The sequence below is a fragment of the Arcicella sp. GW821-FHT09D11 genome, from assembly GCF_059416265.1.
In genome coordinates this window covers 197,663-223,304 of sequence record NZ_JBWKOV010000007.1, presented here as the reverse complement: position 1 = coordinate 223,304, position 25,642 = coordinate 197,663, and the positions used below count along the sequence as shown (strand labels likewise).

Below are 25,642 nucleotides of genomic sequence, written 5' to 3'. Positions count from 1 at the left end.
CCATCAGGGTCAGTATATTTAATTGGATTATTAAACACATAACCATAAGGCGTAAATGATTCTTGTCCTCCATCTTCATGAGATGGGTCTACCGTCATCCATCTAGCTATTTCGGGGTTATACATTCTAGCTCCGAAGTCATACCAACCCACTACATCCTGTGCCTCCTTACCATTATAATATCTATCATTAGCCTTTGCTGATGCCTCTGCACTAATACCAGTTACTGTTCCGGGCACCAATAATCCAAAAGCACTGTAACTATTACTCTGCCATAACTGAGCATCCTGCTCATCATCTATGACTACCCGTACATTCCCTAAATGGTCTTTGACAGCATAATAATAAACATATTTACTCTTGGTACTCTCCTCTGTCCACCCTTCTCTCTTTAATACATGTCCTTCCTCTGTCGCGATACGATTGGGTACTAAATCATTATTCTCATTGGTCGTATACTCTACTGCCCCTACATAAGTTTTTTTGACTGTACCAGTACCTGTACTGATATAAGATAACTTATTGCCTGTACCATCCCACACATAACTCTGTATTACACCCTTTGCCTTACTGGTACCACTGGTAACACCACTTACTTGCCTCACCAAATTTAATACATTATAACTAATTGTTTCTATGCCTTTGTCTTTATCTTGGGTTAAATTGCCATTATTATCATAACTAAAGTCATCCCCTGTAGCATTTACATCTGCATAACCTGCCTCCAAAAGTTCACTATCGGCTACCTTTAATAAACGATTGCCTTTACCACTGTTGCTATAAGTATAAGTTAGATTATCAGCTATATCTGTAGTACTCGTATTAACATGTCTGCTTCTTTTAAGCGTACTGATATTACCATTATCATCATAAGTAAGCTCTTCATCATAATAAGCTTGTTTGCTTTCGTCTAGAGCACTTATCAAACGATTGGCTCCATCATACACAAGACCATAGGAACCTCCATTCCAAGAATACTTCTCTATGTTACCATTATACTGTTTCTGGGTAGCATATTCTAGTTTTACATTAAAGTTGAGTTTCTCTGCACTTGGTGCATTATCATAAGCGGTCTTATCCACCAACCGATAAGCACTACTCTCTGTCAACCAGTTACGGATATTATACTTAAAATACTGTGTCTCTGCAAACTCTGAATTTGGATTGCTCTTCAAATACTTAGCAGGCATTCTTCCCATTGATTTTCTATCTAACCTCCCTAATCCATCATAATGAAGATTGTTTAATAGATGAGGTACTTCCTCACGGGTCTTGCTTGAGATAATCTCTACTATCCTGTGACAAATACTCCTGAGTCTATCTGCATGATCATACTGAAGACTCTTAGTAAGTGTTAAAGTCCCTAAGCTATTGCCTTGGACTGTTTGCTCTTCAAGAACTGTTCCTGTATAAGAACGTTTTAAACAAACTGTTTCAAAAGGTGATGAGCCTACTGCATAGTATTCTTTATAACTCTTTACTATTCTTCCTCTACTATCATAGTATACTCTATTGGATAATCCTGTTGCTACATAAGTCCCATCAGCCTTAATCACACGTGTCTGACCGCCTGTGACCAATCCTTTCTTGACTGTTAAATCTATATTGGCATAATCACTTGCACTATTGGTAGTACTAAGCCAGCTAGCATCATCTAAACCATCTTCTCCTAGTCCATCATAATATGTTTTGGTAAGCCATTCAGTTCCTACCCCTGTTGACTTTACTCGGTTCAAATCATCATAATTGGTATAAGCTGAAATTCCTGCATTTCGTTGATTGCCGTCTTGAGAAGTAATTAAAAGGTCTTTTTCATTGTATGTCATTGACACATAGTCTGAACCTGGTACTTTCTTTTGGGTCATATGACCTTGGTCATCATAACAATACAAAAAAGCCAGCTCTGTTACATTTGTTAAATCAGTACTAGTAAATTCTGTATTATTAGTGGCAGTTAGATTGGATGAAAGCAAGGGTGGGAAAACAGCTCTGAGTTGTCCCCAATCATCATAGACATAATAGGTATCTAGTTTTTTGGATTCACTTACGAACACGCGTTTCATGACAACCCTACCCAATTTATCTTTATATTCTCGTATTCTATTCCCGCCAGCTTCGGTGGTATTGTTTTCATCAAGGGTCTCTGTTACCCATAATTGGTTGGCAGCATAATAGCCGATAAAAACTAGTCCTCCAGCAATATGCCAACTGTTATCTAGTTTGTTCCCACTGGCATTAAAAGCTTCAAAGAGTTTTACTTCGTTGTCAGTATTGGTGGAGTATTTAACTTTTATGGAATGGTCATCTAGTTTATTGGGGTTCTCAGAGATTTTCCAATCAGCTCCTGGACCTGCTTGTTTAGCAATTCTATTCAAGGGAGAGGCTTCATAGATAGTAATGTTATAGGGGTTGGCATCCCCTAGGTTACTGGCAGCACTGACAGGGGCATTGGATTGGTATTCACCTTTACCACCTACAAGGGGATATGGTAGATACTTTTTAGATTCTCTGCCTAGGGCATCATAGGTGATGTGAGAGACTAAATCCTGCCCTTGTCCCCCAGCATGGACAGCGACTGTTTGAGTGGGTCTACCCAGACCATCTAAATAGGTAATGGTAGACTGCATCAAGTTGGGATTGGAAATACTGCCAGAACCAGACTTGTAAATTGTCTCCCGGACAAAATTCTTATCAGAACTTTGAGCAGATATGTAATAAGGTAACAGAAGGAAACAATATATTGTTTTAAGTAGAACTTTATTCATATAACATTTCATGGTTAAAGTTTTTAACTGTATTTACAAGTGTATTCCTACGGACTTTAGGATATTAATCGTACAAATTAATATTAAATTAAAATATTGTGAAATCGTCTAAATGGTTGATTTTTCTTTAAAAGAATCAACCATTTAGACGATAACGATATATTGTATACGTCAATTGTTGATTAATGCAAATGATGTAAGTCTTTTCTTTCTTTTTATATTCATCTTTTCAGAAATCTTATTTTTATGTGTTCTTACAGTACTAGTACTAATTGATAATAATTCGGCGATTTCTTTTTCTGTTCTAGCTTGTACTAACAAATCCCAAACTTCCATTTCTCTGTCAGAAAGTCTAGTTAGATTAAAAGATTTTTTCTTTAGAGTCTTTTCTTTTTCTAAGTTCGAGTTTTGCTGAAAATCACACATATCGGAGAATATAATACGATTTCCTCTAAAAATCTTTTTTAAACAAGAAATAAAATCATCAATACCACAGCTTTTTTGAATAAATCCAACTGCTGGAGATGACAAAAATGCTCTTAAATATTCGGGCTTAGAAGTATTTCCATAAATTATCACTTTTGTACTAGGGTTTAAACGATTCAATTTTTTAAGAAAACCAAACCCCCCGCTATTTGGAAGCTCATTATCAATTAGTAAATAATCAGGTTTATGAGTATTCAATAATTCAAATAAATTTATCCCGTCATTAACTATGTAGGCTGACTGAAAAGATATCCTAGATTCAAGTGTGGCAATAAGTTCTGCTTTAAGTTTATCAGACAAGGCAATCATTAGGGTAGGTACCGCCTCCTGTGTAGGCAAGTCAATTTTTTTCATAAGCTATTAGTGAGTTATTATGGTTAAGTGGGTTATTATTAAAGGAATAATATAGATATATTAAAAACTCTATTTTATATAAAATTATAAAAAATCTATAAATATTAACAATAAATTATAATAAAAATCTCGTCGAATTTTTTTCTACAAAAATTATAATATCTTATTTCATTAAATATAAGATAGTTTATTCTGTATTTCATCTTATGCATACATGTAAACTAGCTTTTGATAAATAGCATTACACGTATAGTTTACTTTCTATTATCTGGAAAGATTTGAAATAGTAACGGCTGTCATAATATTTCGATAGAAAGCATACTTATGGATAAGAATTATTCCCTGACGTATATACTTATACTATTCGTGTTGAAGAATTTAAAGTTTGTTAAATTATATAAGGATTCTTTAATGTTTCCTCGTTAGGGAATCTATTGGTATTTCTTCTCTTAACACTTTTTGAGACTGATTCAGCTTTTATTTAAGCTAAGCAATATATTAAACTATATTTTTAGTTTAATATCTTAGCATAGATACTACTATTTCCCTAAATTTATTTCATAATTAATAGCGTATATACTAATATGTTATTAATCTTTAGTTTGCCATAATCTTCTAATAAATTACAAGGAGTAAAATAATAAATTAGCATTTTATTTAAATGAATGAAATGCTAAAAAGGCAAATGATAGATACTACACTAGTAAGAGTAGACAAATAAGTTTTTGAATATACGTTATAATACTACTTGGAATTTCTACAACTTTATAATACATAACCACTATCTAAACATAATAAACAATGCTTCGAATTTTAATTAGTGTTTTAGTCATTAGTTGTGATGTTAGAGAGAGACACTTGATTATAAAAATAGTTGTGCTACTACTACAATGTATTTTATAGTTACAAACCAAGATATTGATCTAGTTTAATTGGATACATCTTCTTTTTTATTAAAAGAAAACTTAGACAAAAATCGGTATCCTAAAAGAGAAGCTGGTGCAGAATATCCAGAAGCAGGACCACTTAGCAGGGGAGCACAATATTGACGCCATTTTATCAAAAAAGCTGTAAATTAAAAAAACAGAATCTATTTTTTTAATGAAAAAACATTAAAAAAAATAATTTGGAAAATGTATGTAAAATATATAAAGCTATCTACAGATGAATTGGAAAAGATAAATTGGACAGTAGATGTCTGTTTATGAAACTATATTTTGATATTTACTTATTGGTAATAAGTTTTGAACGGTTAGTATTTCATTGAAGCAAAATTATAAACTCATCATTATTTAATGCTTTATGTAAAGCCTCCCCAAAAATTATCTTTCATAATGTCATTATATGAATTAATCTGGGGTCAAATTTTCAAGAAATAATGCTTGATAAAAACTCACAGGATGGAATAAATGTTAAACATAAAATAATTTTAAATTTTAAGAAAAAATATAATTTAGCAAACCTTTGTTGTAGTGCTAAATTTTTATAATGAAGCTGTTTAAACAAATGAAAAACATTCCCAAATAAGTGAGAATTTTGTGGTGTCGAATCATAAAACATCACTTAATGAGAATGCTGAGTAAAAATACAATATAGAAGTGGATTATCCCACATTTATCAGTTGGAAGTCGTATTTTTGAGCCTACGGTACCTTTGTCAGAACTAGTTGAAGCTATTTTATATCGATTAAAAACAGGTTGCCAGTGGCGAGAATTACCAACAAAAGAGTTCTTTGGTGGTGCTATTCTGTCATGGAATACAGTTTATTATCACTATAATAAATGGTGTAAAGCAGGTTGCTGGAAAAAGATTTTCATTAATTTACTCAAAGAAAATCATCAGCATATTGATTTATCAAGCCTTGCTTTAGATGGTTCTCATACGCCTGCAAAGAATGGAGGAGAGTCTGTTGCTTATCAAGGACGAAAGTCTTGTAAAACAACAAACTCCTTATTTGTAACTGACAATCAAGGTATTGTATTATCAATGAGTACTCCTCAAGCAGGTAACCATCATAATTTATATGAAATAGAATCCCTATTTATAGAACTCTGTAACATCATGAAAGGTGCTAATGTTAATTTGGACGGTTTATTTGTAAATGCTTATTCAAATCTAAAAGATTTCTATGACTTAAACAAGAGAAAAGGAATAATTTTCGTCATATTTTTGGTTTTTATTAACGCATGCAAAAACTCTTAAAATGAGTTTATTTCTGACATTGTTAATAACAAGCATTTTGTTTTTGCCTTCATTCACTTTACGTTGGTAATAGGCTTTAAGTTCTTTAGAATATTGAATGGCTGATAATGCTGCTAAATGAAGCAAAGACTTTAGCTTCTTGTTGGCAATGGGACTGACTTTAGATTTTCCCTTTCGCTTGCCAGAAGACCTTTCAAATGGGACACAGCCTGCATAAGAGCCAAATTTTTTAGGATCATCAATGTCTTTGAATTCATTAGTTGTGATAATAATTTCAGTAGCAGTTACACTACTGATACCTTTCACAGAGGTAATAATTTCAAACAAGTGGGCTAATTCAGGGTCATTTTTGATGAGTTGTTCTATTTCTTTTTCAATGTTTTTAATATCTTTTTTAAGAGCATTGATAGAGTCCTGACAAGCATCGCAAGTACTTTTATGAGCCTTTTTACCAATAAAGTTCTTAGCATCACTTAAAGGTGTTTGAAGCATTTTAGCAGCATTCTTTAAACGTAAACGGATAGCTGTTAATCTGTCAATCTCTTGTATCACCTCTCTTTTAGGAGACCATAAACGTGGATTTTCACGATTTTTATAGGCATATTGAGCAATCAGAATAGAATCTAATTTATCTGTTTTACCTCCCATGCTGTCATTTATCTGTCGAGCATTTTCTACCCATATAAATGCTTGATTAGCAGACAAGTAATTCAAGAGTATGTTATTATAAATACCCGTAAACTCCATGCAAAAAAGGCTGTTATGAAAACTGAAATCAGTTTGTTTTTTGAGTTGTTTGATAAAGCTATCGATACCTGTTTTGTCGTTGGTAACTTCTAAATGAAAAAGCACTTTATTAGAATTTACTATCGCAAAATCCAATTCGTTTTTTGAAACATCGACACCAATGAAATAAGTTTTTTCCATACCTTTGAAATGATTAAAGATGAAAAGGCCAACTATTTAGACAATTTCGATACTTTTCTCATGGGTCATTAACCCTCATTTCTATTTGAATTTGTCGCCTAAATAATTCCAGTAGAGCTTTGAATCGAACCATGGGTTTTACCCTGCCGTTGCGCTAAGATATCTCTACTGGAGTTGGTCTTTAATACTCTAAGTTAAAAATATATCATTAGAATATTTATATCATTCAAATCTAAAAGCCGTTGCGATTCAATTAAATTTAAAGAAGCTTGTAGTAAAGAAGGTATTATTTCCAATATTAAACCTAATGGAAGGAATACACAACAGGAGGATTTGAGTCCAATTGGAACAAACATTTTTGATGAAGAGCTTTATAAAGGACGCTATGTGATTGAACGAACCAACGCTTGGATTGACGGATTTAAAGCCATTTTGATAAGATTTGAATTTTTAGTTCAAAATTGGATGTCTCTTCATTTCATGACATTCTCAGTCATTTTTTTACGTAAAATCAATAAAAAAATAAAAGTTTAAACAGCTTCAATATTTAAATGAAATTACTCCTATTGAATCACAAAAAACTAACTATTCTTTCACAGTTTATCATGCTTATTTAAAAAGGCAAGTGCAACGTAATTATGACTATTCTGACAATAATTATACAGAAGATGAAGTAAAGTGTTTTTATAAAAATGATACTGAAATACCTGTTGCCTATCGTACTACTTATCCAGGTAACCATTATCAAGTCGTAAAAACAACTACAAAAGATTCAAAGGGTAATATTATTGAAAACTGGAATAAATATGCAGGTGATTTTAATTTTGGAGTTACTAGCACAACCGTTCAAGAATGCCAAACAAACTATGTAGAACAAGTAGGATGGACTTATGATTGTCAAAATGTAACTACCTCTGTATCACAGACTCCAACAGACAATGAACCAAAAGCAATTAAACAACTTTTAGATAGGAATATGATTGCTACACCCATTGAAACATTCACTAAAAGAAATAATAAAATTATAAATGCCAGCTATTTAAATTATCATCTTGAAAGTTCTCCAAAAGCTCCATTACCAAAAGAAAGTTATAGCCTGAAATTGTTCCCTTTAGATAGTTTTACAGAAGCAAAATGGACAGGGTCAAATAATCAACCAAACAGAACTATTGACAAAAGTCCAAATTATGTTCTTTCAAATACTATAAATAGTAATAACGCTTATGGTTTGCCTACAGAGTCGAAGGTAAATTTTGGTGCTAAAACTACGATGACTTATCAAACGAATGATTTATTACCATATCAGACTACAAATGGTTCTGGAACAGTCGAAGCACAGACTTCTACAGTAACCTTTGATTCTCCAATTTTTGGTGTTACTAAACAGACTGCTCCTAATGGTATTTTTACTACTAATGTTTATGAGACGGGAACTGGTAGATTGATTAAAGTATTAGATCGCTTTGGGAATATCATAAAGCATATAGAGTATAAACCTAAAGGTCAGTAGATTTTTCTATTTACGAAGAACATACAAATAAGTACACTTTTCCTCAATTGAAAAGAAAATAAGATGAAAAAACTATATCTACTATTAATCCTCTTTTGGGGAATAACGAACACCTTTTCTCAAACACTTAATACTGATAATACCAAAAATCGTGTTATTGTTAGGGTTCCTAAAACAGCTACCACTAATCATCTAGGAGAAGAAAATGTTGTAACTACTACCATTGAATATTCTGACGGTACAGGTAGAGCGTTACAATCAATTGGTTACAAGATGAGTCCAAGCAAAAATGATATCATCTCGAGTAGTACTTTTGATGTTTTTGGAAGACCTGAAAAAAACTATTTACTTTACCCTAGTACAGCATCAAATGGTTCTTACCAGTCCGATATACAAACTGGAGCAAATAACGCTTATGGAGATGCTGCACCGTTTTCTAAAATTGTTTATGATGCATCAGGAAGACCCACTACTAAATTTGGAGTAGGATTAGACTGGCATAATAACAATGTTAAAGTAAGTGAAAATACAGAGATTGTCACCACAACCTTTGAATACTATTATACTGATGAGTATGTTCATGCCAATAGTATTCAAAAAGGAAGCTACGCTGCTAATATTGTTACCAAAAAAACTACAACAGGTGAAGATGGCAAACAAGTAATAGAATATGTTAACAAAGAGGGGAAACTTTTAAGACAAGAAGCCTCTGGATTGGTTACGCAATATGCTTATGACCCTTTAGATAGGCTTGTTTGTATTATTGTACCAAAAATGTACGGTACTACAGATTTTAACATCAGTGACAAAAAAGAGTTAGTATTTGCCACTGATTATGATGAACAAGGTAGAGCTATTAGATCCTTATCTCCTGGTGGTGGGTGGACAGAGGTTGTATATAACAGACTTGGTCAAGCTGTAATGTCTCGGAATGAACGACATATTGATAATTATCAATGGCTTGTAACTAAATATGATGTGTTGGGTAGAGTAATCATCAAGGCTGTTCTATTTAATGATGAAACCAGAACTGTTTGGCAAACACAATTTGATAATCAAACAGGTAATGTTTACGAAACGCGTGAAAATCCAACTGTTGAAGGCTATAGCAATACAACACCACCTCTTTTAACGAGTGGAGCCTGTAAAATTGTTAACTACTATGATAACTATAGCTGGGGATTGCCTACCGACTTTGCCTGCACCGTTAGTAATAGACAATACCTTAGTGACGGCAATTTAAAAACACTTACAGGGCAATTAACAGGCTCAAAAACGCGTAATTTAACAACCAATGATTGGCTGACTTCAGTAGTGTATTATGATGATGAGGGTCGAATTATTCGAACACATTCTGTAAATCGTTTTGGAAGTATTAATACTACTACCAATGAATATTTATATTCTGGTGAATTAAGTAAAGAAACAGTAGTCTATCGTAAAGGTGGGCAAAATGAACTAACTATCATTACTCGTTATGAATATGATAATGCTGGTAGAAAACTCAAGGCATTTCATAAAGTTGGAGCTAACCAAGAATTAGAGATTGCTAATTATGAATATGATAATGTAGGTAGACTCTCTATTAAAAAAATACAACCTGGTACTTATAATATGTCATCAGGGGGAGGGACTAACTATCAAAGTAATATTACTATTACAGGTAGTGTAAGCAATAATTCTTCTATTGCAACATCAGAAGTGCTTTTTTCTCCCAATGCTGACGTTTATGCCAATTATGATGCCTACATTGGTGCCAATACGGGGGGAGGAACAAGTGCTAACGCTTTGCAGATAGTTAATTATAACTATGATATTAGAGGACGATTAAAGACCGTTAATGGTGGTGCAAATAGCTTAGAAGCATCACAGAATCATCTTTTTGGAATACAGTATGGGTATAAAGCACCTACTTCTAATGGTACTTATACGGATTTACTACAATCCCAGTCTTGGATTTCAAAAAGTAGACCGAGTACCCGAAGTTTCACCTATAGCTATGATGCGAAAGATAGACTAAATGGAGCTACTTATGCTGGTGTAGGAAGCGAAGATTATACCCTACAAAGTGTTGGATATGACGATAATGGCAACATTACTTCGTTGGCAAGAAAAGGAATGAATAGCGGAACAGCCACTGCACCTGGTGGTTGGGGAGTGATTGATAACCTAACTTATACTTATGCTACTAATTCTAATAAATTACAAAAAGTACAAGATGCAGAAGCTAATAATAAACCTGCAATAGTACAAGACTTTAAAGACCGAAATACTGCTTCAGATGATTATGAGTACTATAAAGATGGCAGTCTGAAACTAGACCGGAACCGTGAAATAACAAGTATTACTTATAACTATCTTGGGCTTGCTGAAGTAATTACTTTAACAGGCAATAATAGATCTATCCAAAACATCTATGATGCTTCTGGGCTAAGGATGTACAAAATTATCAAAGATGGTACTGCTGAAAAACGATATGATTATGTAGGAGATATAATCTATCGTGATGGAAATCCATACAGCATTAACCATGATGAAGGTAGAGTATTAAAGGGAGGGTCAAGTGATTTTAATACTTATGAATATCAATATAGAGACCAACAGGGTAATCTTAGGGTAGCGTATCGTCAATCTACAGCGACAGTTTCTGGACAAAGTAGCTTTGAACCACAAGACAAAGTAACAGAAACTTTACATGCCCCCTGAAACTAATCCACCAATTGCACCTCTAGCAATATTTCCTCCTAATGTTATTCCCTCTCCCAATAAATTTGTCATGCCAGCCCCAACTGCACCACCAATCATACTTGAAGCAAACCCACTCAAGAAAGATTTCCCATAGTCCCCACCATTCCCTTGGCTTATCATGCCAGAAATATGACCACTGAATAGTGATATCATCAATAATGGCATAAAAGCAAACCTACCATCTGGATTAATTCCCATATTTGGCTTATTCCCCATTCCCACATAAGGAGAAGAAAACTGTCCTGCAGGGTCTTGAGTATGCCAAATACCTAATGCAGGGTCATAGTCACGCCAGCCAAAAGAGTCATAATTTAATCCAAAAGCATATTCTCTTTCTTTACCTTGGAAAAGGTTTTCATCACCACCATTGGTTGAGTTAGTGGTTTCAATACCTACTAATTCTATTCCCCAAGGGTCATAATGGTTTTCTTGTACTACAACAGCAGGCTCTTGCGTAATAGTCAGGTTATCAAAATATACAGGACTAACATTATCAGCACCTGTTAATACCTTTATCTTTCCATCAGCAGGCGCTTTATATTGTAACGTAAGCTCTTCCCAAGAGTCTTTCGCTTCAACACTTACAGGTACACTACGGGTTTCAACGACACGGTCTGCGGTATCTAAAACCTGTATTTTTAAATAAGCTTGTGGTTGTTGTCCTCTTTCAACCGTTTTAGAGCCATATTGTATTGGTACTGCAACGCCCCCTCGAATTACCCAACGCTCATCTTCTCTAGCTCCTGCTGCTGGGTTTTGGTTACACTTTCCTTACCAAACCACAGAATTGGCAACCACAATTTACGTCTTTTCTTTTGTTTCTCAAATTCATAATGAGCAAAAACTTTGGCAGTAATTAACTCGCCTGCTTGCACAAGAATGGTTTTTGATGGTCCTTCCCCTTGAGATACTTTATCAGAAAAATTGCCTGTATAAGAAGCTTGAGTACTTAAAAAAGGCTCTACATTATCGGCATTTCAGGAGGTGTAAGTTCTGCTATTCAGGGGGGTAATGTTTGGAAAGGAATACAAGGAGGTGGCATTAGTGGTGCAATTACAGGAGGAATTCGTCATTTAAAAAACACAAGCTAAAATAGCAGCTTCTGTCAAAGCGCCTGAAGGGTATAGCATAAATGACCCATTACCGTTTGATAAGGATGCTATTAATGATTTTGCTAAATCTAACTTTGGAGAAGATTTTAAAGAAAAATTTGGAGTTAATAATTTGACAACGGCCTCTGAATTCAGAGAGCAGCTAGGTATGCATTACGATAAAGAGTCAGGAGATATTTACAGATTCCACCAAAATGAAAATAAAATATTTTCAGATGGGATAACAATTTATAATCAAATGCCTTCCTCTCCAATGAGTGATATTTATATTTCTAAGTCAATACTAAGTAATAGCAGAAAACTCTACACTGTTTTAGGGCATGAATTTATACATGCTTCTCATTATAAAATGGGGCTATTTGAGGCTATGATGAAAAAATATGGTAATGAGACTGGCGCGAAGCTTTTCAATACATTTACCGAAGCTTCTGCTTACAGTTATTCTTTAGTATCAGCAAAAAGTATGAGAGAATTTAAATATGCACAATTTTTTAGGGATTATCCTAGTGCAACTAATAATTTTAGAACACCGCAAGCTTTTGGCTGGAGAAAATTTGGAGTACCAACAACCCTTAAATAAAAGCACATGAAAAATATAATGATTTTTCTCCTTATTTTCTCTTTATTCCTAAGTTGTAAAAAGCAAAAGGATAAAGATTCTATTATTCCGATAAAACTAAGTTTATTATATATATCTCCTTATGAGAAAAGATTTGAGACTGGATATGCATTAGAGGCACGCATAATAAATATTCAACATCAGAATATTGCTTTTCGCTCACCTAAGATTTCATTTGAACAACTGGATTCCACTGGTAAATGGCAAAGTATTTTTGATCAAACAGTACTAGATCTTGTTGATAGAGAAAAGTTTTTTCCTAATGAGAAAGATATTGGCTATAGTATCTTAGAGCATGATAAAAAATTTGAAATATCAGAAAATATATTAAAAAAAATAGAAGTACCTATACAAACTAGAAATTTAGACATAATTCAGTCAAACGGAATCTATATGACTTTTCTTAAAAAAGATTCTATCCGAACAATTTCTCGTTCAATAAATACTGTTTTAGATATTCACAATACATTTATTCACAACATTTTAAAGGGAAAATATCGGGCATTTTGTAAAATAAAGGAAGAACATCTATTTCATAAACTCAAATTTTGGAATGATAAGAATCAAAAGTCTGAGTATGAACTCCCTAGCTATTGGGGAAATTTTAAATTTATAAAGGAACCCAAAATCCAAAGTGATACTATTTATTTTGAGGTTTTCTGATTATGAAGTTTCTAATCTCAATCCCTGCTTGGCACCAACTGCAACACTTGTTTCAATAGGTGCGAAAACTAACTTATTTTAAAACTAGCTAGCTTTACTACCCTATTTATTATTTCAATAAAACAATAACAAAACATACAACACTAACCTAATTATGAAAAAATACATTCTCACTAGCCTTCTTTTAGGCTATTTCTACATACAAAGCTTCGCTCAAGTCAACACAACTTCGCTATCAGAGGCTTTGAAAAATGCTGAAGATATACAAAAACTAAAACTCAAGCCAGAAGACATCAATAAGTTTTTGAAAAAAAGTGCATCCTTCAAAAATTTAGAAACGCTTGATATAAGTAATTGTAATTTAGAACAATTACCTCCTGAAATATTAAGCCTTCCAAAACTAAAAGACCTTAATGTAGCTAATAATAAAATTAGTCAATTGTCAACTGACATTGTTGGTAATTTAGACTCTTTACAAAATTTCAATTTAACGGGCAAGAAGCTAACATCCCTTCCAGAGGGATTATTGAAAAAATTTGAAGATAAACACTTACAACTAAAAGATAACCTTATTCCTAATTTACAATTTGGAGAAAAAGAGCTTTCACAGTTACCTCTTTATACGGATATTAATGAAGCCTTGAAAAATCCAGATAAAGTAGTGCGTTTATCTATTTCAAACTTTAAAGAAGTACCTATTGATGATTTAAAGAAATTTACCAATCTACAAGATTTGTCGCTCAATAATAGCTATTTAAAAGAGCTCCCAACGAGTATTGGAGATTTGAAAAATTTACAATCTTTGAGTCTAATTAATAATAATATCAAAGAATTGCCAGAGTCCTTAGGTAAATTAAGTCAGTTAAAATCGCTCACTACCAGCCTCAATCCATTAGAAAAACTCCCTGAAAGTATAGGAGAACTTACACAGTTGAAAAATTTAGATGTTCATGCCAATAAGCTAAAAGAATTGCCCGCCAGTATAGGTAAGCTAGGTAATTTAAAAACCATACAACTTAATGAAAATCAACTTACTAAACTCCCCGATGATTTAGGTAAATTAATAAATTTAAAAGAATTAAACTTGAATCATAATACGCTGACGGCATTGCCAGAAAGCCTTTCTAGTTTAGGGAAACTTGAAACATTAGGATTGAGAAATAACCAATTGCAAGAGTTGACAAAAGGCATAGGCGGACTAAAGGAATTAAAGTGCTAGATTTATCATCTAATCAGCTTAATAAATTACCCAATGAATTAGGGAATCTAAGCAAACTGAAAAGCCTAGAATTACCCCCAAATAAATTAGAGCAATTACCTGAATCTTTGGGAAATTTAAAAAGCCTTCAAAGTCTGAATATAGAAACTAATCAACTTAAAAAGTTACCTGAAAGTATTAGTCAGTTAAAAAACTTACAATCTTTAGATTTAGTAGACAATCCCATTAAAGGCCTTCCAGACAATTTAGGGAAATTAGAAAATCTTCGTAGATTTAACTTTGAAACTAAACTATTAGATAAACTGCAAATGGCTAAATTAAAAGATAGTTTAAAAGGTACTATGTTACCCCAAAGCCAACTAAGAGGAATTTTAAAAGCTTTTTAATCTACAATTGTTCTATATGATTTCTGGAGTCAAGAAAATTATTGTCTTGCTATTAATTCTACTACCATCAATAGCTACAGCCAAACACATCATGGGTGGTGACATCACAATGAAGCACCTTGGCAATAAAGGAGAATATGAATTTACTTTGTCGGTATTTGTTGATAATACAGAAGCTAAAAACGATGAATTTGAAACATCTACTTATTTAAGGGTATATACAAGTAATGGTGGAACAATTGTAGAAGGAATTCCTCTGAAATTAGTTCTTCTTCGTGACCTTGTATATGACAATAAGGCATGTCAACAGTTTTATGGCTTCAAAGCCTCTGAGTTTAAATATGTTGGGAGGTTTACATTTAATGAATATTATAATGACGATAGAGGCTATGCGATTATTTGGCAGCGTTGTTGTAGAAATAATATTACAAGAAATATCGACGTTTCAGACCCAAACGGTGTTGGTACAATGTTTTATTTAAATACAAAGGCTTTTTTGATAAAAATGGAAAAGAGTTTATCAATAGTACTCCCGATTTCAAAACACCCAATGGAAGCTTTGTTTGTGTAAAAGATGCCTTCAATATGAACATGGGGGCAACAGACATAGATGAAGATGAGCTCCGTTATTCGTTAGTAACTCCGTACAAAGGTTACTCAAGTGTAGATTTACTTCAAGGTAGCCTCTATGATTTTATAGATTTAAATAATCCCCCACTTGTTCAATGGCAACCAGGCTTTTCTGCTACTACTGCGATACCCGGGTCTCAACCATTAACAATCAATAGCAAAACTGGCGAAATCAAGCCTACTTCCAGCGAAGTAGGCTTTTTTGCTTTCTCTGTTTTAGTAGAAGAATTTAGGGCTGGTGTAAGAATAAGTGCCGCTCGAAGAGATTTTCAAATAGCTATTATTGACTGCCCGAACTATAAACCCAATAGTCCTACATTGCTCATTCAAAATCAAGTTATACCCAAAGTTTTTGGATGTCCTGGTACTGTGTTTGACATAAGTTTTACACCACCTGATGATAATTTGAATTATCAATGGCAAAAAAATGGTGATAATATATATGGTGCAATATCTCAAAACTATTCAACAAATAGTGAAGGGAGTTATGTAGTTATAGCAACTTACAAAAATCAATGTGTAAGAAAAGCTTTATCAAACGAGATACAAGTTGAAAATGTTAAATTACCACGGATAAAAATACTACCCAAACCTATTGAATTTTGTGAAGGTGAAACAGTTGAAATAGCTGTTAAAGACAGTGTCGATAATCGTTATCAATGGTTTAAAAACAGGCAAGTGATTACTGGAGCAAACTCCTTCAGTCAAAAGATAAATGAAGCTGCGGAATATATTATTCAGGTAAAAGATAAAAGTTTTGATTGTCTAAGAAGTGACACGCTTATTGCTAAAACATTCATTAATCCTGAAGTTACCATTCTTGCGAAGGAAATAGATGTTTGTAAAGAAAATATAGTTGATTTAAACGCTGATATTTTAGTTGCTAGCACAGGAAAATATACATATCAATGGTTTTTAGATAATCAGGTAATTCCAAACGCTACAACTAATACTTTACAAAATTCAAAAAAAGGAAACTATCAAATCAAAATAACAGATGATAACAATTGTAAAGCTGAATCGCCTACTATTTTGATTAATGAAAAGCCAAGTGGCACAGTTGTATTTGATTCCATCAATGTTATTTGTGGTACTACTAATAAACCTATAACATTGATGGTAAAGCCTTCAGGAGGTATTTTTACAGGAACTGGTATTAATGGTAGTACTTTTGATCCTGCCATGGCTGGTCTTGGTAGTTTTCCTATACAATACGAAGTAAAAGGAGATAATGGATGCTTGGGTACAAGCAAAAGAATGATAGTTGTGGAAGAACCTATAAAGATTGAGATTCAGCCTGTGTTTAGAATGAACAAAGGAGAACCTATAAAACTAACCAATAAAGTGAATCTCCAAAATTTACTATTTGAATGGTTGCCTTCCGATTATTTAGATAATCCTTTAATCCAAATTCCAAGCACAAATCCTCTGTATATTCAAGAATACACTATCAAAGCTCATTCTTTATTGGGCTGTGAAGCACAAGCAAAAACAATTATTTATACTGAAAGTAGACTATATATCCCTAATATTTTTACTCCTAATGGTGATGGGGAAAATGACACATGGGAGATTGCTAATATTAAAACATTTACCACTTCTGAAATAATTATATATAATCGTTGGGGTGAAGTAGTTTTTTATTCAAAAGGCTATGAAAAACCATTTGATGGAAAATATAACGGTGGACAAGAATTACCCTCTGGTGTATATGCTTATAGTATTCTAGCTGAAGGTCTTGAAAATCAGGTTTATAAAGGTTCATTAACGTTAATTCGTTAGAGATGAGCTATTTCATGTATTAAAATTTTGCTTTGCTTGAAAATTATTTTTGATATTACTTTACGATATAATCTGCTCATCTTCTGTGTGGATTTTGCATTTCATCTGAGGTGGTTTATTTGAAAAATACAATTTTATGTTCCTCTAATATTTTTGTAAAGTTACTAATTTATGAGGCTACTGACTTCATACCGTCGGTTAATAATTCCAACCCTATTAGCTATATACACGCCAAATAATATCCACGTTAGTTCGGTCTTTTGACTCTTTACTTTTATTTTACGAGTAAATCCTCCCACAGAACAATTCTGAAAATTGACAATACTGACATTTCTAGAATTGTTTTGTTTGTAATATATTGATAATTAAATAATTATGGTCATGAAGGAAAGCCAAGACTGTCTTTTTAATACTGATTATACTAAATACAAAACCTAACAGTAGCTTTAAGCAATCATTTTTATTAATTCATTCTCAAGTCTATCCATGTTTTCTTCGTTTTTATCGACCACAAATGGTTTGATTTTGTTACATTCCTCTGCTGAATTAAAAAGCATTTTAAAAACAACTTTTGTATTGTTGCTAGCTACTTCATCAAATGTTGCCACTACTTGAAATAGCGGCTTAGAATGACGTTTCCATGCAATAAGATTTGGTTTATCTATCTTTATAAACTCACATTCATTGGCATAATTCCCTTTATCTGGCCCGTGCATGATAAAACTCCATTTACCTCCTTCCCTTAGGTCAAACTCGTTAAAAGTGTTGGTAAAGCCTGCTGGCCCCCACCAATTTTTTAAATGATTTGGGTCGGTCCAAGCCTTATAAACAATGTCTCTTGATGCATTTACAATTCTTGAAGTTACAATTTCACAATCTGGAGTTGTCGAGATAATTTCTGATGCCATCTGTATAATATTTTTTTGCTCAAATAAACCTATCATATTAATAATGTCAAAGATAGTAATGTTTAAATTACTACATCTATTTTTATAATATTGGAAGACTTAAAATTAAGTTAGCGATTAGGCGTTTTTCTCAATCACTTTAATTAAATGACTGCCTAAATTCCAAAGGTGAAAAGTTGGTTTTTTTCTTGAATAAATTACCGAATGTTTGGGGATAATCAAACCCTAATTCATACGCAATTTCACTGACAGACAAATCAGTCGTTGATAATTTTTCTTTTGCTTTATCAATTAATTTGTCTTGTATGTGTTGTTGGGTGCTTTTTCCTGTCAATATCTTCAGTAAGCCACTTAAATAATTGGGAGATACATTTAATGTCTCCGCAATATATTGAACTGTCGGAATCCCTTTTTTCAACAAAGCATCGTTATTGAAATAGTCAGCAAGTAAATTTTCTAATTTTTCGAGAATTTGATGATTAGCTTTTTTACGAGTAATGAATTGTCGATGATAAAACCGTTCTGCATAATGAAGTAATACTTCTATCTGTGCAACAATTACACCTTGGCTGAATTTATCAATGTTAGTATAATATTCTTGTTGGATATTTTGTATGATATTACCAAGGATTGTTTCTTCTTTGTCCGACAGAAATAAAGCCTCATTCACGGCATAATCGAAAAACTCATATTGTTTGATCGTTTTTGCTAAAGATGTATTCCATAAAAAATCGGGATGGATGAGGAGCATCCATCCCGAATGTTTTACATGTATATTTTGTCCAACTTCAACGCTAAAAACTTGATTAGGGGCCATAAAAAACATCACGCCTTCATCAAAATCATATTCCTGTTGTCCGTATTTTATTTTGGTATTTGGATTTCTTTTTATTGAAATAGAATAAAAATCAAGTATCCAACTACTCAAATTACTATCAGTAGAATGTTTGATTTCAGCATAATTTATCACACTGATTAAAGGGTGCTGTGGTTTAGGTAAACCTCTTAGCCGATGAAACTCGGTGATTGTTTTTATCCTTTGAACTTGATTATTAGGCATTTTGCTTTTATTTTATTGTTCATACACACGAGCAAATTCTTTTGCAAAATCTACAATTTTCACCTTTCCCAATATAGGTCTGTGGCGATTATAATCTTCATATAATACATCGCCTAGTCTACTTGCATTCATGTCCACAAAACCTTTGGCAGTTTGTGGATTCATTCCTGCCGCTACCATATTATTCAGCATTTGTTCATCAGGAATTGCTATCCATTTTAAGTCGGGTTTGCCGATTGCTTCTCCTAAAATTTTGGCAATTTCATTGGGCGATGCTTCATCACTTGCTATGTATCGAATTTCTCTGCCATCAAATGGTTTTTCAATTTCTTCGGCAATCACAGAAGCGATATCTAAAGGAGAAACCCAAGGCTCTTTTTCATCACCGCCATAATTAGAAACAATTACGCCTTGTGCTTTAATCGTTCGTATAAATGCAAACATATTATAATAAAAGCCAACAGGACGCATAAATTTGATGGAAACATCATTAGGCAATTGCTTCAAAAGGTTTTCAACATGATAATGAAAAGCAAGTATACCATTTCCTGTATCAGTATGAGCACCAATACTACTAAGATGAACAACGTTCTTTACGCCAGATTGTTCAATAGCCTGTTTATAATTATTGCCAATGTTAGTAATTTCAGCGATTACATCAATATTATGGTCAAAAAAAGCATTCTCCCCAAGTACTTCCATCACATACACTACATCAGTGCCTTTGAAAGTTGCTGATAAAAAACCAATGTCTTCCATTGTGCCAATCGCAGGTTTTGCTCCAATTGCTTCAATGTCTTTTACTCTTTCGGCTTTGCTACTGATAACCGTAACTGAATGCCCTTTTTGTACTAACGCTATGGCCAGTGGCTTGCTAATGTTCCCGAGAGAACCTGTGATGACTATTTTCATTTTTCCTATTTTTTATTTGATACAAAGTTCTGCAACAAACAAAATATAGGAATAAGCAAATCTACTTTTGTCCTAATAAAATATAAGGTTGATTGGTTACTGGATGGGCTGAGGATGGATTGATACGCTGAATTATGAGGTTTTTTAAAAGGTATAGAACTATTTTAGTATCTATTACTTACTATTATCACAAATACACAGATACGATTTGTACCTGTGTATTTGTGGCAAAGAGGTAAACTTAATTATATCCAGGGTTTTGGATAAATTCGTTTTTATTTTGGAGTACGTCAATCTCTACACGTGGAATCGGACGTAGCAAATGGTAAGCTTTAAGGTTTGGTGCTGCATCAGGATTGTTTTTGATTACTCTATCAAGCAATTTTCCAGTGCGTTTTAAGTCAAACCAACGGAGTTGTTCACCAACAAACTCTCTGGCTCTTTCATCCAAAAGAAAATCCAGCGTGATGTCTGAAGACTTTACAAGCATATCTTGTGATTTGCCGGGTAAGGCAGCACGTTGTCTTACAACATTCACATAGCTGGCTGCTTTTGTATTATCACCCAATTTCATACTTGCCTCAGCAGCAATCAAATACATTTCTGGTAATCTGAATACAAATGCATCACGTTTGCTATTTACCACGTCTTTTGATGCACGGGTAGGGTCAGCAAATTTTAATAATGCAGGGAAACGCCAGCGAGGAATATTTGGCAAAGTGTTAGCTTGATAAATATCATTAACATCATAAATAGTGTACGGCTTCGACTTACGATAAGCTTCCGTTACAGCTTTTTTAGACACTACTATCACAGTATCCCCCAATTTTGTACCTGCTGGAAGCGTGCTAGGGTCGTTTGCTGTCCATACTGTACGGAAAGAGCCACTATACCTTGCATCTTTGGTTTCATCATATAAGTCGAGCAAGAATTTTGATGGCATATATTGTACCAACGGACGACCTGTTTCTAAATCATAATTCCAGCCATTTACGCCAATAAAATATGGTAAATACAATACGTGTCCATGGTTTCCACCTTCCCATAACCAATAATAACCCAAATCGTCATAGCGACCATAATCGTTGATGTTATTGTTTTCTGAATAATTTACAAACCAAATAACTTCAGTATTAGTACTACCACTACTATTGGCAACATCCCAGATAGCCTTGTAATTGGTCATTAACTTAAAATTGTAACTATTAATTACCTTGTCGGCCATGGCTACTGCTTCCGTATTTTTATTTTTAGTCAAATACAAACGAGCTAATAAAGCGGCTACAGCAGGTTCTGTAATACGGCCTCCTTGTGGTGCCGTTACACCTTTCAATTGGCTTAAGGATAATTCTAAGTCACTGAAAATAAGCTTATAGATATCATCAACAGAATTTCTCAACGCTGTAGTTTCAGGGCTTGTCGTCGATTTAGTTCTTAGAGGAATATCTCCAAAAGTTTCTACCAAATGATAGTAATAAAAAGCTCTTAAAAAACGAACTTCTCCTTCACGAACAGCTTTAAGATTGGCCGATAATGGTGAGTTAGCAATATTCTCCAGAGCAGTATTACAAGCATTAATGCCACGATAAAAGCTTTTCCAAACAAGCAAAAAACCACTTTCTGTTGCTTGTAAATTAGCACTATAATCATGAAAATAAGTATATGATGTAAAAGCTCCGGGAAGCATTTCATCTGTGCCAGCTTCAGTCAGAAGATGCCCAATCACTTTTCCATACCATATACGAGTAGGTGCATAGCAAGAATTTACTAAGCTTTCTACTCCTTCAGTAGTTTTGTAAAATTGGTCGGCTGTAACAGTATTTTTATTGGTTTCAACAAGAAAGTCTGAGCAGGAGTTTAATCCAAGCGTTCCTGTTAATCCGATTGAAACAAGTATTGTTTTGATAAATTTTTTCATTTTCAAAAATATTTTAAGGGTTACCTTCCACAATCAAAAAACTAGAAGCTCACATTTAGCCCAAACACAATTTGTTTGGTTAATGGAAAATCAACCGAACCACCACGTTCAGGATCGTAATCTTTTATCTTACTGAATGTGAAGAAGTTCTTCGCAGTAGAATAAATCGTTACGGCACTCAATGGGGTCTTTTTCAATAATTCTTTAGGTAAACTATAACTCAAGCGGATGTCTTTAATTTTCCAAAACGAACCATCGGTATAACTAAGCGTAGAGAGATATTGGTCTGTACGGTTCAAGTAAGGGCGAGGATACGCGTTTGTCGGATTTTCAGGAGTCCAATAATCTGCCACAGCCGTTGTTCCACCTGGGTAAAAATAACCTAAATAATCGCTGGCAATCATTTGTCCAACTCTAGCGTATATCAATACCGAAAGAGACAAATTACCATAAGTAAAATTGTTGGTAATGCCACCCGACCATTTTGGCGAAGCTTGTCCCAATACAACTCTATCCTCACTAGCCGTGATTTTACCATCTCCATTTTGGTCTTTTACCTTAATTTCCCCTGGTGTTTTACCATATTTAGCAGCGTCGTCTTTTTCTGAAGTTTGCCAGATACCTACTTTTTCATAGTTATAGAAAACGCGTAGGGGTTTGCCCACAAACCAAGCTTTGGCTACATCGTCACCGCCAGAACTAAGGGCTATGATTTCTTCTTTGAAGGTAGCAAAGTTGATGTCCGTTGACCAACTGAACTTTCTTCCAGATACGTTGTGAGTAGAAACTACAACATCTATCCCTCTTGTCTTGGTTTTTCCAACATTGGCCACTGTAGTGCTATAACCAGTAAGTGTAGGCAAAATACGGTCCATCAGTAGGTCGCTTGTAGTAGTATTATAAATATCCACCGTACCAGTTATCCTGTTTTTCAGGATACCAAAATCTAGCCCTACGTTTACAGTGGCTGTTTTTTCCCAACCTAGTTGTTCATTAGCAAGCGATTTTGGCCAATATCCAAAGGCAGGAGTTTCATCGAATGAATAGGCAATTTTGCTTAATCCTCCTTGTGTTTGATAAGGAGAAATGGCACTATTACCCGATATACCGTAGCTGGTTCTTAATTTTAGTTCAGATAGCACATTTTGAGTATTAACCATAAAAGGCTCATTCAATACACGCCATGCTAACGCTAACGAAGGGAATGATGCCCATTTGTGCCCTGGTGCAAGTACTGAGGCACCATCAAAACGAATTGAACCTGTTACAAAATATTTGTCATTGAATTTGTAATTTACTCTCCCAAAGAAAGATGCCAATGAACTTTCAGTAAGACTACTATTGGTAAGAATGTCCTTAGTATTCGTACCGATATTATAGAAAAGTGCTGAAGAGAATGGCTGGTCTTTTCCTTCTGCCGAAAAATTAACAGTACGATAACTAATCATACTCGTTCCAACCATGGCATTGAAAGAATGTTCTTTGATACTTTTGTTGTAGTTCAAAACATTTTCCCAAGTCCAGTTACGATTTCTTGCATCTATCAAAGCAGACCTAGAATAACCACTATTCACCCCTGCAACTGTTGTGTTTTTACCTTCAAAAATACCCTGCTGACTACTAAAAAGATCAATATTAAAGCTTGAACGAAGCGAAAGCTCTTTGACAATATTCCATTCTGTATAGCCAAGCATAAACAATCTGCTACTGCTAGTTAAGTTGTTATAATTATCCTGGCTTTCATCTAACAATGGGTTGTAACTTACAGAGCCTGGGAAGGGATAGGTTTTAATTGAACCATCTGCCTCATAAGGTTGCCCTAAGGTAGAGTTTTTGATAAGGTTCCAAAAACTAGTATTACGTCTTTGCTGAGTTGAGGTATTGAAATTAAGCACTACGCCTAACTTAAGGTCGTTAGTAACTTGGTGGTCTAAATTCAAATGTTGAACAAATCGCTTAAGTTCGTCATATTTCAATAAGCCTTTCTCATCAAAATATTCTGTTGATAAACGAAATTTTGTTTTTTCAGAACCGCCTGATACAGCAATATGGTTGTTTTGTACACTACCATCATGTAGCATTAGGTCAGCCCAATTGGTATTAACACCTTTGTTGATGTTATCCATCAATACATTAAATATTTTTGGGTCATCCGCCGTGCTATTCCATTGACCAGCTGCCCTGTAAGCCTCACGAGTCATTGCCACAAATTGTTGTGTATTAGTTACTTGCTGATAAGTAGACAGTAAGTTTAAACCATAATAGTTATTAAACTCAACTTTAGTTTTACCTGCCTTTCCGCTTTTGGTTGTAATTAATATTACACCATTTGCCCCTCTCGAGCCGTAGATTGCAGTAGATGAAGCATCTTTTAATACTTCAATTGAGCCTACATCATTAGGGTTTATGTCAATATATGCACCATACTGCACGCCATCCACAAGAATCAAAGGCTGGTTAGAAGCATTTAGAGAACGATTACCACGAATAGAGAAACTCATCGAAGCACCACTTTCCCCACTGCTACGGGTCAAATCCATCCCTGCTACTTTCCCTTGTAATGTTTCTAGTACATTGGTTACAGGCGTAGATGTAATTTGTGCCTCTTTAATAGAAATCACTGAACCCGTCAAATCTCTTTTTTGTACCTGACCGTAACCTACTACTACTACTTCATTCAAAGCATTATTTTCAGGCACTAATTGTACATCAATATTGGTTTGGTCGCCTACTGATTTCTCAACAGATTTATATCCTACAAAGCTATAAACGAGTACAACGTTTTTTTGAGGGATAGACAATTTGTAGATACCTTTAGCATCAGTTGACGTTCCTGTTCGTGTATCTTTAATAACAATATTTACCCCTGGAAGCGCATTGCCATTTTCGTCAATTACTTTTCCTGATACAGATATATCAACTGGAATGATTTGTTCGATAACCGATGAAACCTCTGCACGTGGCTCAACTAAATCGAGCACAATTTGAGAACCCGCCACCTCATATTTTATTTGCAAAGGCAAAAGGAGCTTATTAAGCACTTGTGCAAGAGTAGTATTGTTTAACGATAGCGATACTTTTCTCTCACTATCAATTATACGTGAGCTATACACAAATCTTACATCTGTATTTTTTTCGATAGTATGTAATACATCCTTTACACTTTGGTTTGTCACCTTGAGTGACAAATGCTGAAGCAACACTTCTTGCCCTCTGGATGGTAATGCCAACGAGAGATTCGCAAATGCTACAATCAGACAAAGTTGGTAAAAGGTCAGTTTCATAATTTGCCAGACAAAATGATAATTCTGTTGAATTTTTTTCATAACTTTGATACGTTAAAATTTAGACGATTTTGACAATAAGATAGCTGCAATCCTTCTGTAGGATTGGATGCTGAGGAGTCGATAAACTGGTACTTTATCGGCTCTTTTTTCTAAT

General features: G+C 34.0%; 19 protein-coding genes. 9 read left to right on the top strand and 10 right to left on the bottom strand.

The window, feature by feature from the left end; genetic code table 11:
* Both AC07N0_RS18820 and AC07N0_RS18815 read right to left on the bottom strand, forming a co-directional pair.
* Positions 1 to 2,627 (bottom strand): DUF6443 domain-containing protein (locus tag AC07N0_RS18820; RefSeq protein ID WP_494590485.1); only part of this gene is annotated, 2,627 nt, incomplete at its 3' end.
* 309 nt (positions 2,628 to 2,936) lie between these two features.
* Complete coding sequence (locus AC07N0_RS18815) at positions 2,937 to 3,605, bottom strand: LuxR C-terminal-related transcriptional regulator (RefSeq protein ID WP_494590483.1); 669 nt, start codon at positions 3,603 to 3,605, stop codon at positions 2,937 to 2,939.
* Positions 3,606 to 5,258: 1,653 nt separating this feature from the next.
* On the opposite strand from AC07N0_RS18815, the gene AC07N0_RS18810 reads away from it, so the two are divergent.
* On the top strand, positions 5,259 to 5,807 hold the full coding sequence (locus tag AC07N0_RS18810; RefSeq protein WP_494590482.1) for a transposase: 549 nt from the start codon (positions 5,259 to 5,261) through the stop codon (positions 5,805 to 5,807).
* On the opposite strand, the gene AC07N0_RS18805 is transcribed toward AC07N0_RS18810, so the two are convergent.
* Positions 5,739 to 6,734, bottom strand: a complete 996-nt coding sequence (locus tag AC07N0_RS18805; RefSeq protein ID WP_494590481.1) for an IS110 family RNA-guided transposase — start codon at positions 6,732 to 6,734, stop codon at positions 5,739 to 5,741. The two genes, AC07N0_RS18810 and AC07N0_RS18805, sit on opposite strands and share 69 nt — an antisense overlap.
* A 625-nt stretch (positions 6,735 to 7,359) precedes the next feature.
* On the opposite strand from AC07N0_RS18805, the gene AC07N0_RS18800 reads away from it, so the two are divergent.
* Together AC07N0_RS18800 and AC07N0_RS18795 are read left to right on the top strand one after the other, a co-directional pair.
* A complete protein-coding gene (locus tag AC07N0_RS18800) occupies positions 7,360 to 8,244 on the top strand; it encodes a hypothetical protein (protein ID WP_494590480.1) in 885 nt (294 codons plus the stop codon).
* Positions 8,245 to 8,307: 63 nt separating this feature from the next.
* Positions 8,308 to 10,950, top strand: coding sequence for a DUF6443 domain-containing protein (locus tag AC07N0_RS18795; RefSeq protein ID WP_494590479.1), 2,643 nt, complete (start codon positions 8,308 to 8,310; stop codon positions 10,948 to 10,950).
* Here AC07N0_RS18795 and AC07N0_RS18790 read toward each other — a convergent pair.
* A complete protein-coding gene (locus AC07N0_RS18790) occupies positions 10,936 to 11,451 on the bottom strand; it encodes an RHS repeat domain-containing protein (RefSeq protein ID WP_494590489.1) in 516 nt (171 codons plus the stop codon). The two genes, AC07N0_RS18795 and AC07N0_RS18790, sit on opposite strands and share 15 nt — an antisense overlap.
* Positions 11,452 to 11,708: 257 nt before the next feature.
* Positions 11,709 to 11,867, bottom strand: a complete 159-nt coding sequence (locus tag AC07N0_RS18785; RefSeq protein ID WP_494590478.1) for a hypothetical protein — start codon at positions 11,865 to 11,867, stop codon at positions 11,709 to 11,711.
* Positions 11,868 to 12,216: 349 nt separating this feature from the next.
* On the opposite strand from AC07N0_RS18785, the gene AC07N0_RS18780 reads away from it, so the two are divergent.
* The 6 genes from AC07N0_RS18780 to AC07N0_RS18755 all read left to right on the top strand — a co-directional run bounded on the left by AC07N0_RS18780 (position 12,217) and on the right by AC07N0_RS18755 (position 17,403).
* Positions 12,217 to 12,684, top strand: coding sequence for a hypothetical protein (locus AC07N0_RS18780; protein ID WP_494590477.1), 468 nt, complete (start codon positions 12,217 to 12,219; stop codon positions 12,682 to 12,684).
* 6 nt (positions 12,685 to 12,690) lie between these two features.
* Positions 12,691 to 13,386, top strand: coding sequence for a hypothetical protein (locus tag AC07N0_RS18775; protein WP_494590476.1), 696 nt, complete (start codon positions 12,691 to 12,693; stop codon positions 13,384 to 13,386).
* Between the two features lie 154 nt (positions 13,387 to 13,540).
* A complete protein-coding gene (locus tag AC07N0_RS18770) occupies positions 13,541 to 14,605 on the top strand; it encodes a leucine-rich repeat domain-containing protein (RefSeq protein ID WP_494590475.1) in 1,065 nt (354 codons plus the stop codon).
* Positions 14,599 to 14,991, top strand: coding sequence for a leucine-rich repeat domain-containing protein (locus AC07N0_RS18765; RefSeq protein WP_494590474.1), 393 nt, complete (start codon positions 14,599 to 14,601; stop codon positions 14,989 to 14,991). Before AC07N0_RS18770 ends, AC07N0_RS18765 begins: the two co-directional genes overlap by 7 nt.
* 16 nt (positions 14,992 to 15,007) lie before the next feature.
* Complete coding sequence (locus AC07N0_RS18760) at positions 15,008 to 15,562, top strand: hypothetical protein (protein WP_494590472.1); 555 nt, start codon at positions 15,008 to 15,010, stop codon at positions 15,560 to 15,562.
* Positions 15,563 to 15,582: 20 nt separating this feature from the next.
* Entirely contained in the window at positions 15,583 to 17,403 is a 1,821-nt protein-coding gene (locus AC07N0_RS18755; RefSeq protein ID WP_494590471.1) for a T9SS type B sorting domain-containing protein, read from the top strand.
* A 446-nt stretch (positions 17,404 to 17,849) separates the two neighbouring features.
* Here AC07N0_RS18755 and AC07N0_RS18750 read toward each other — a convergent pair whose 3' ends face one another.
* The 5 genes from AC07N0_RS18750 to AC07N0_RS18730 form a co-directional block, all read right to left on the bottom strand.
* Positions 17,850 to 18,311, bottom strand: a complete 462-nt coding sequence (locus AC07N0_RS18750; RefSeq protein WP_494590470.1) for an SRPBCC family protein — start codon at positions 18,309 to 18,311, stop codon at positions 17,850 to 17,852.
* A 139-nt stretch (positions 18,312 to 18,450) separates the two neighbouring features.
* Positions 18,451 to 19,371 (bottom strand): helix-turn-helix domain-containing protein, encoded by a 921-nt coding sequence (locus AC07N0_RS18745; RefSeq protein WP_494590469.1) that lies wholly within the window; start codon positions 19,369 to 19,371, stop codon positions 18,451 to 18,453.
* Between the two features lie 12 nt (positions 19,372 to 19,383).
* Positions 19,384 to 20,283, bottom strand: coding sequence for an NmrA family NAD(P)-binding protein (locus tag AC07N0_RS18740; protein ID WP_494590468.1), 900 nt, complete (start codon positions 20,281 to 20,283; stop codon positions 19,384 to 19,386).
* A gap of 241 nt (positions 20,284 to 20,524) precedes the next feature.
* Positions 20,525 to 22,201: a RagB/SusD family nutrient uptake outer membrane protein gene (locus AC07N0_RS18735; protein WP_494590467.1), complete on the bottom strand. Its 1,677-nt coding sequence runs from the start codon at positions 22,199 to 22,201 to the stop codon at positions 20,525 to 20,527.
* A gap of 41 nt (positions 22,202 to 22,242) precedes the next feature.
* Entirely contained in the window at positions 22,243 to 25,527 is a 3,285-nt protein-coding gene (locus AC07N0_RS18730) for a TonB-dependent receptor (RefSeq protein ID WP_494590466.1), read from the bottom strand.
* Positions 25,528 to 25,642: the final 115 nt, after the last annotated feature.

Excerpts from the sequence above, each read along its gene's own strand:
- AC07N0_RS18730 (WP_494590466.1), bottom strand. The coding sequence starts at position 25,527 with ATGAAAAAAATTCAACAGAATTATCATTTTGTCTGGCAAATTATGAAA.
- AC07N0_RS18745 (WP_494590469.1), bottom strand. The coding sequence starts at position 19,371 with ATGCCTAATAATCAAGTTCAAAGGATAAAAACAATCACCGAGTTTCAT.
- AC07N0_RS18750 (WP_494590470.1), bottom strand. The coding sequence starts at position 18,311 with ATGGCATCAGAAATTATCTCGACAACTCCAGATTGTGAAATTGTAACT.
- AC07N0_RS18775 (WP_494590476.1), top strand. The coding sequence starts at position 12,691 with ATGAAAAATATAATGATTTTTCTCCTTATTTTCTCTTTATTCCTAAGT.
- AC07N0_RS18805 (WP_494590481.1), bottom strand. The coding sequence starts at position 6,734 with ATGGAAAAAACTTATTTCATTGGTGTCGATGTTTCAAAAAACGAATTG.
- AC07N0_RS18770 (WP_494590475.1), top strand. The coding sequence starts at position 13,541 with ATGAAAAAATACATTCTCACTAGCCTTCTTTTAGGCTATTTCTACATA.
- AC07N0_RS18795 (WP_494590479.1), top strand. The coding sequence starts at position 8,308 with ATGAAAAAACTATATCTACTATTAATCCTCTTTTGGGGAATAACGAAC.
- AC07N0_RS18815 (WP_494590483.1), bottom strand. The coding sequence starts at position 3,605 with ATGAAAAAAATTGACTTGCCTACACAGGAGGCGGTACCTACCCTAATG.
- AC07N0_RS18735 (WP_494590467.1), bottom strand. The coding sequence starts at position 22,201 with ATGAAAAAATTTATCAAAACAATACTTGTTTCAATCGGATTAACAGGA.
- AC07N0_RS18740 (WP_494590468.1), bottom strand. The coding sequence starts at position 20,283 with ATGAAAATAGTCATCACAGGTTCTCTCGGGAACATTAGCAAGCCACTG.
- AC07N0_RS18760 (WP_494590472.1), top strand. The coding sequence starts at position 15,008 with ATGATTTCTGGAGTCAAGAAAATTATTGTCTTGCTATTAATTCTACTA.
- AC07N0_RS18755 (WP_494590471.1), top strand. The coding sequence starts at position 15,583 with ATGGGGGCAACAGACATAGATGAAGATGAGCTCCGTTATTCGTTAGTA.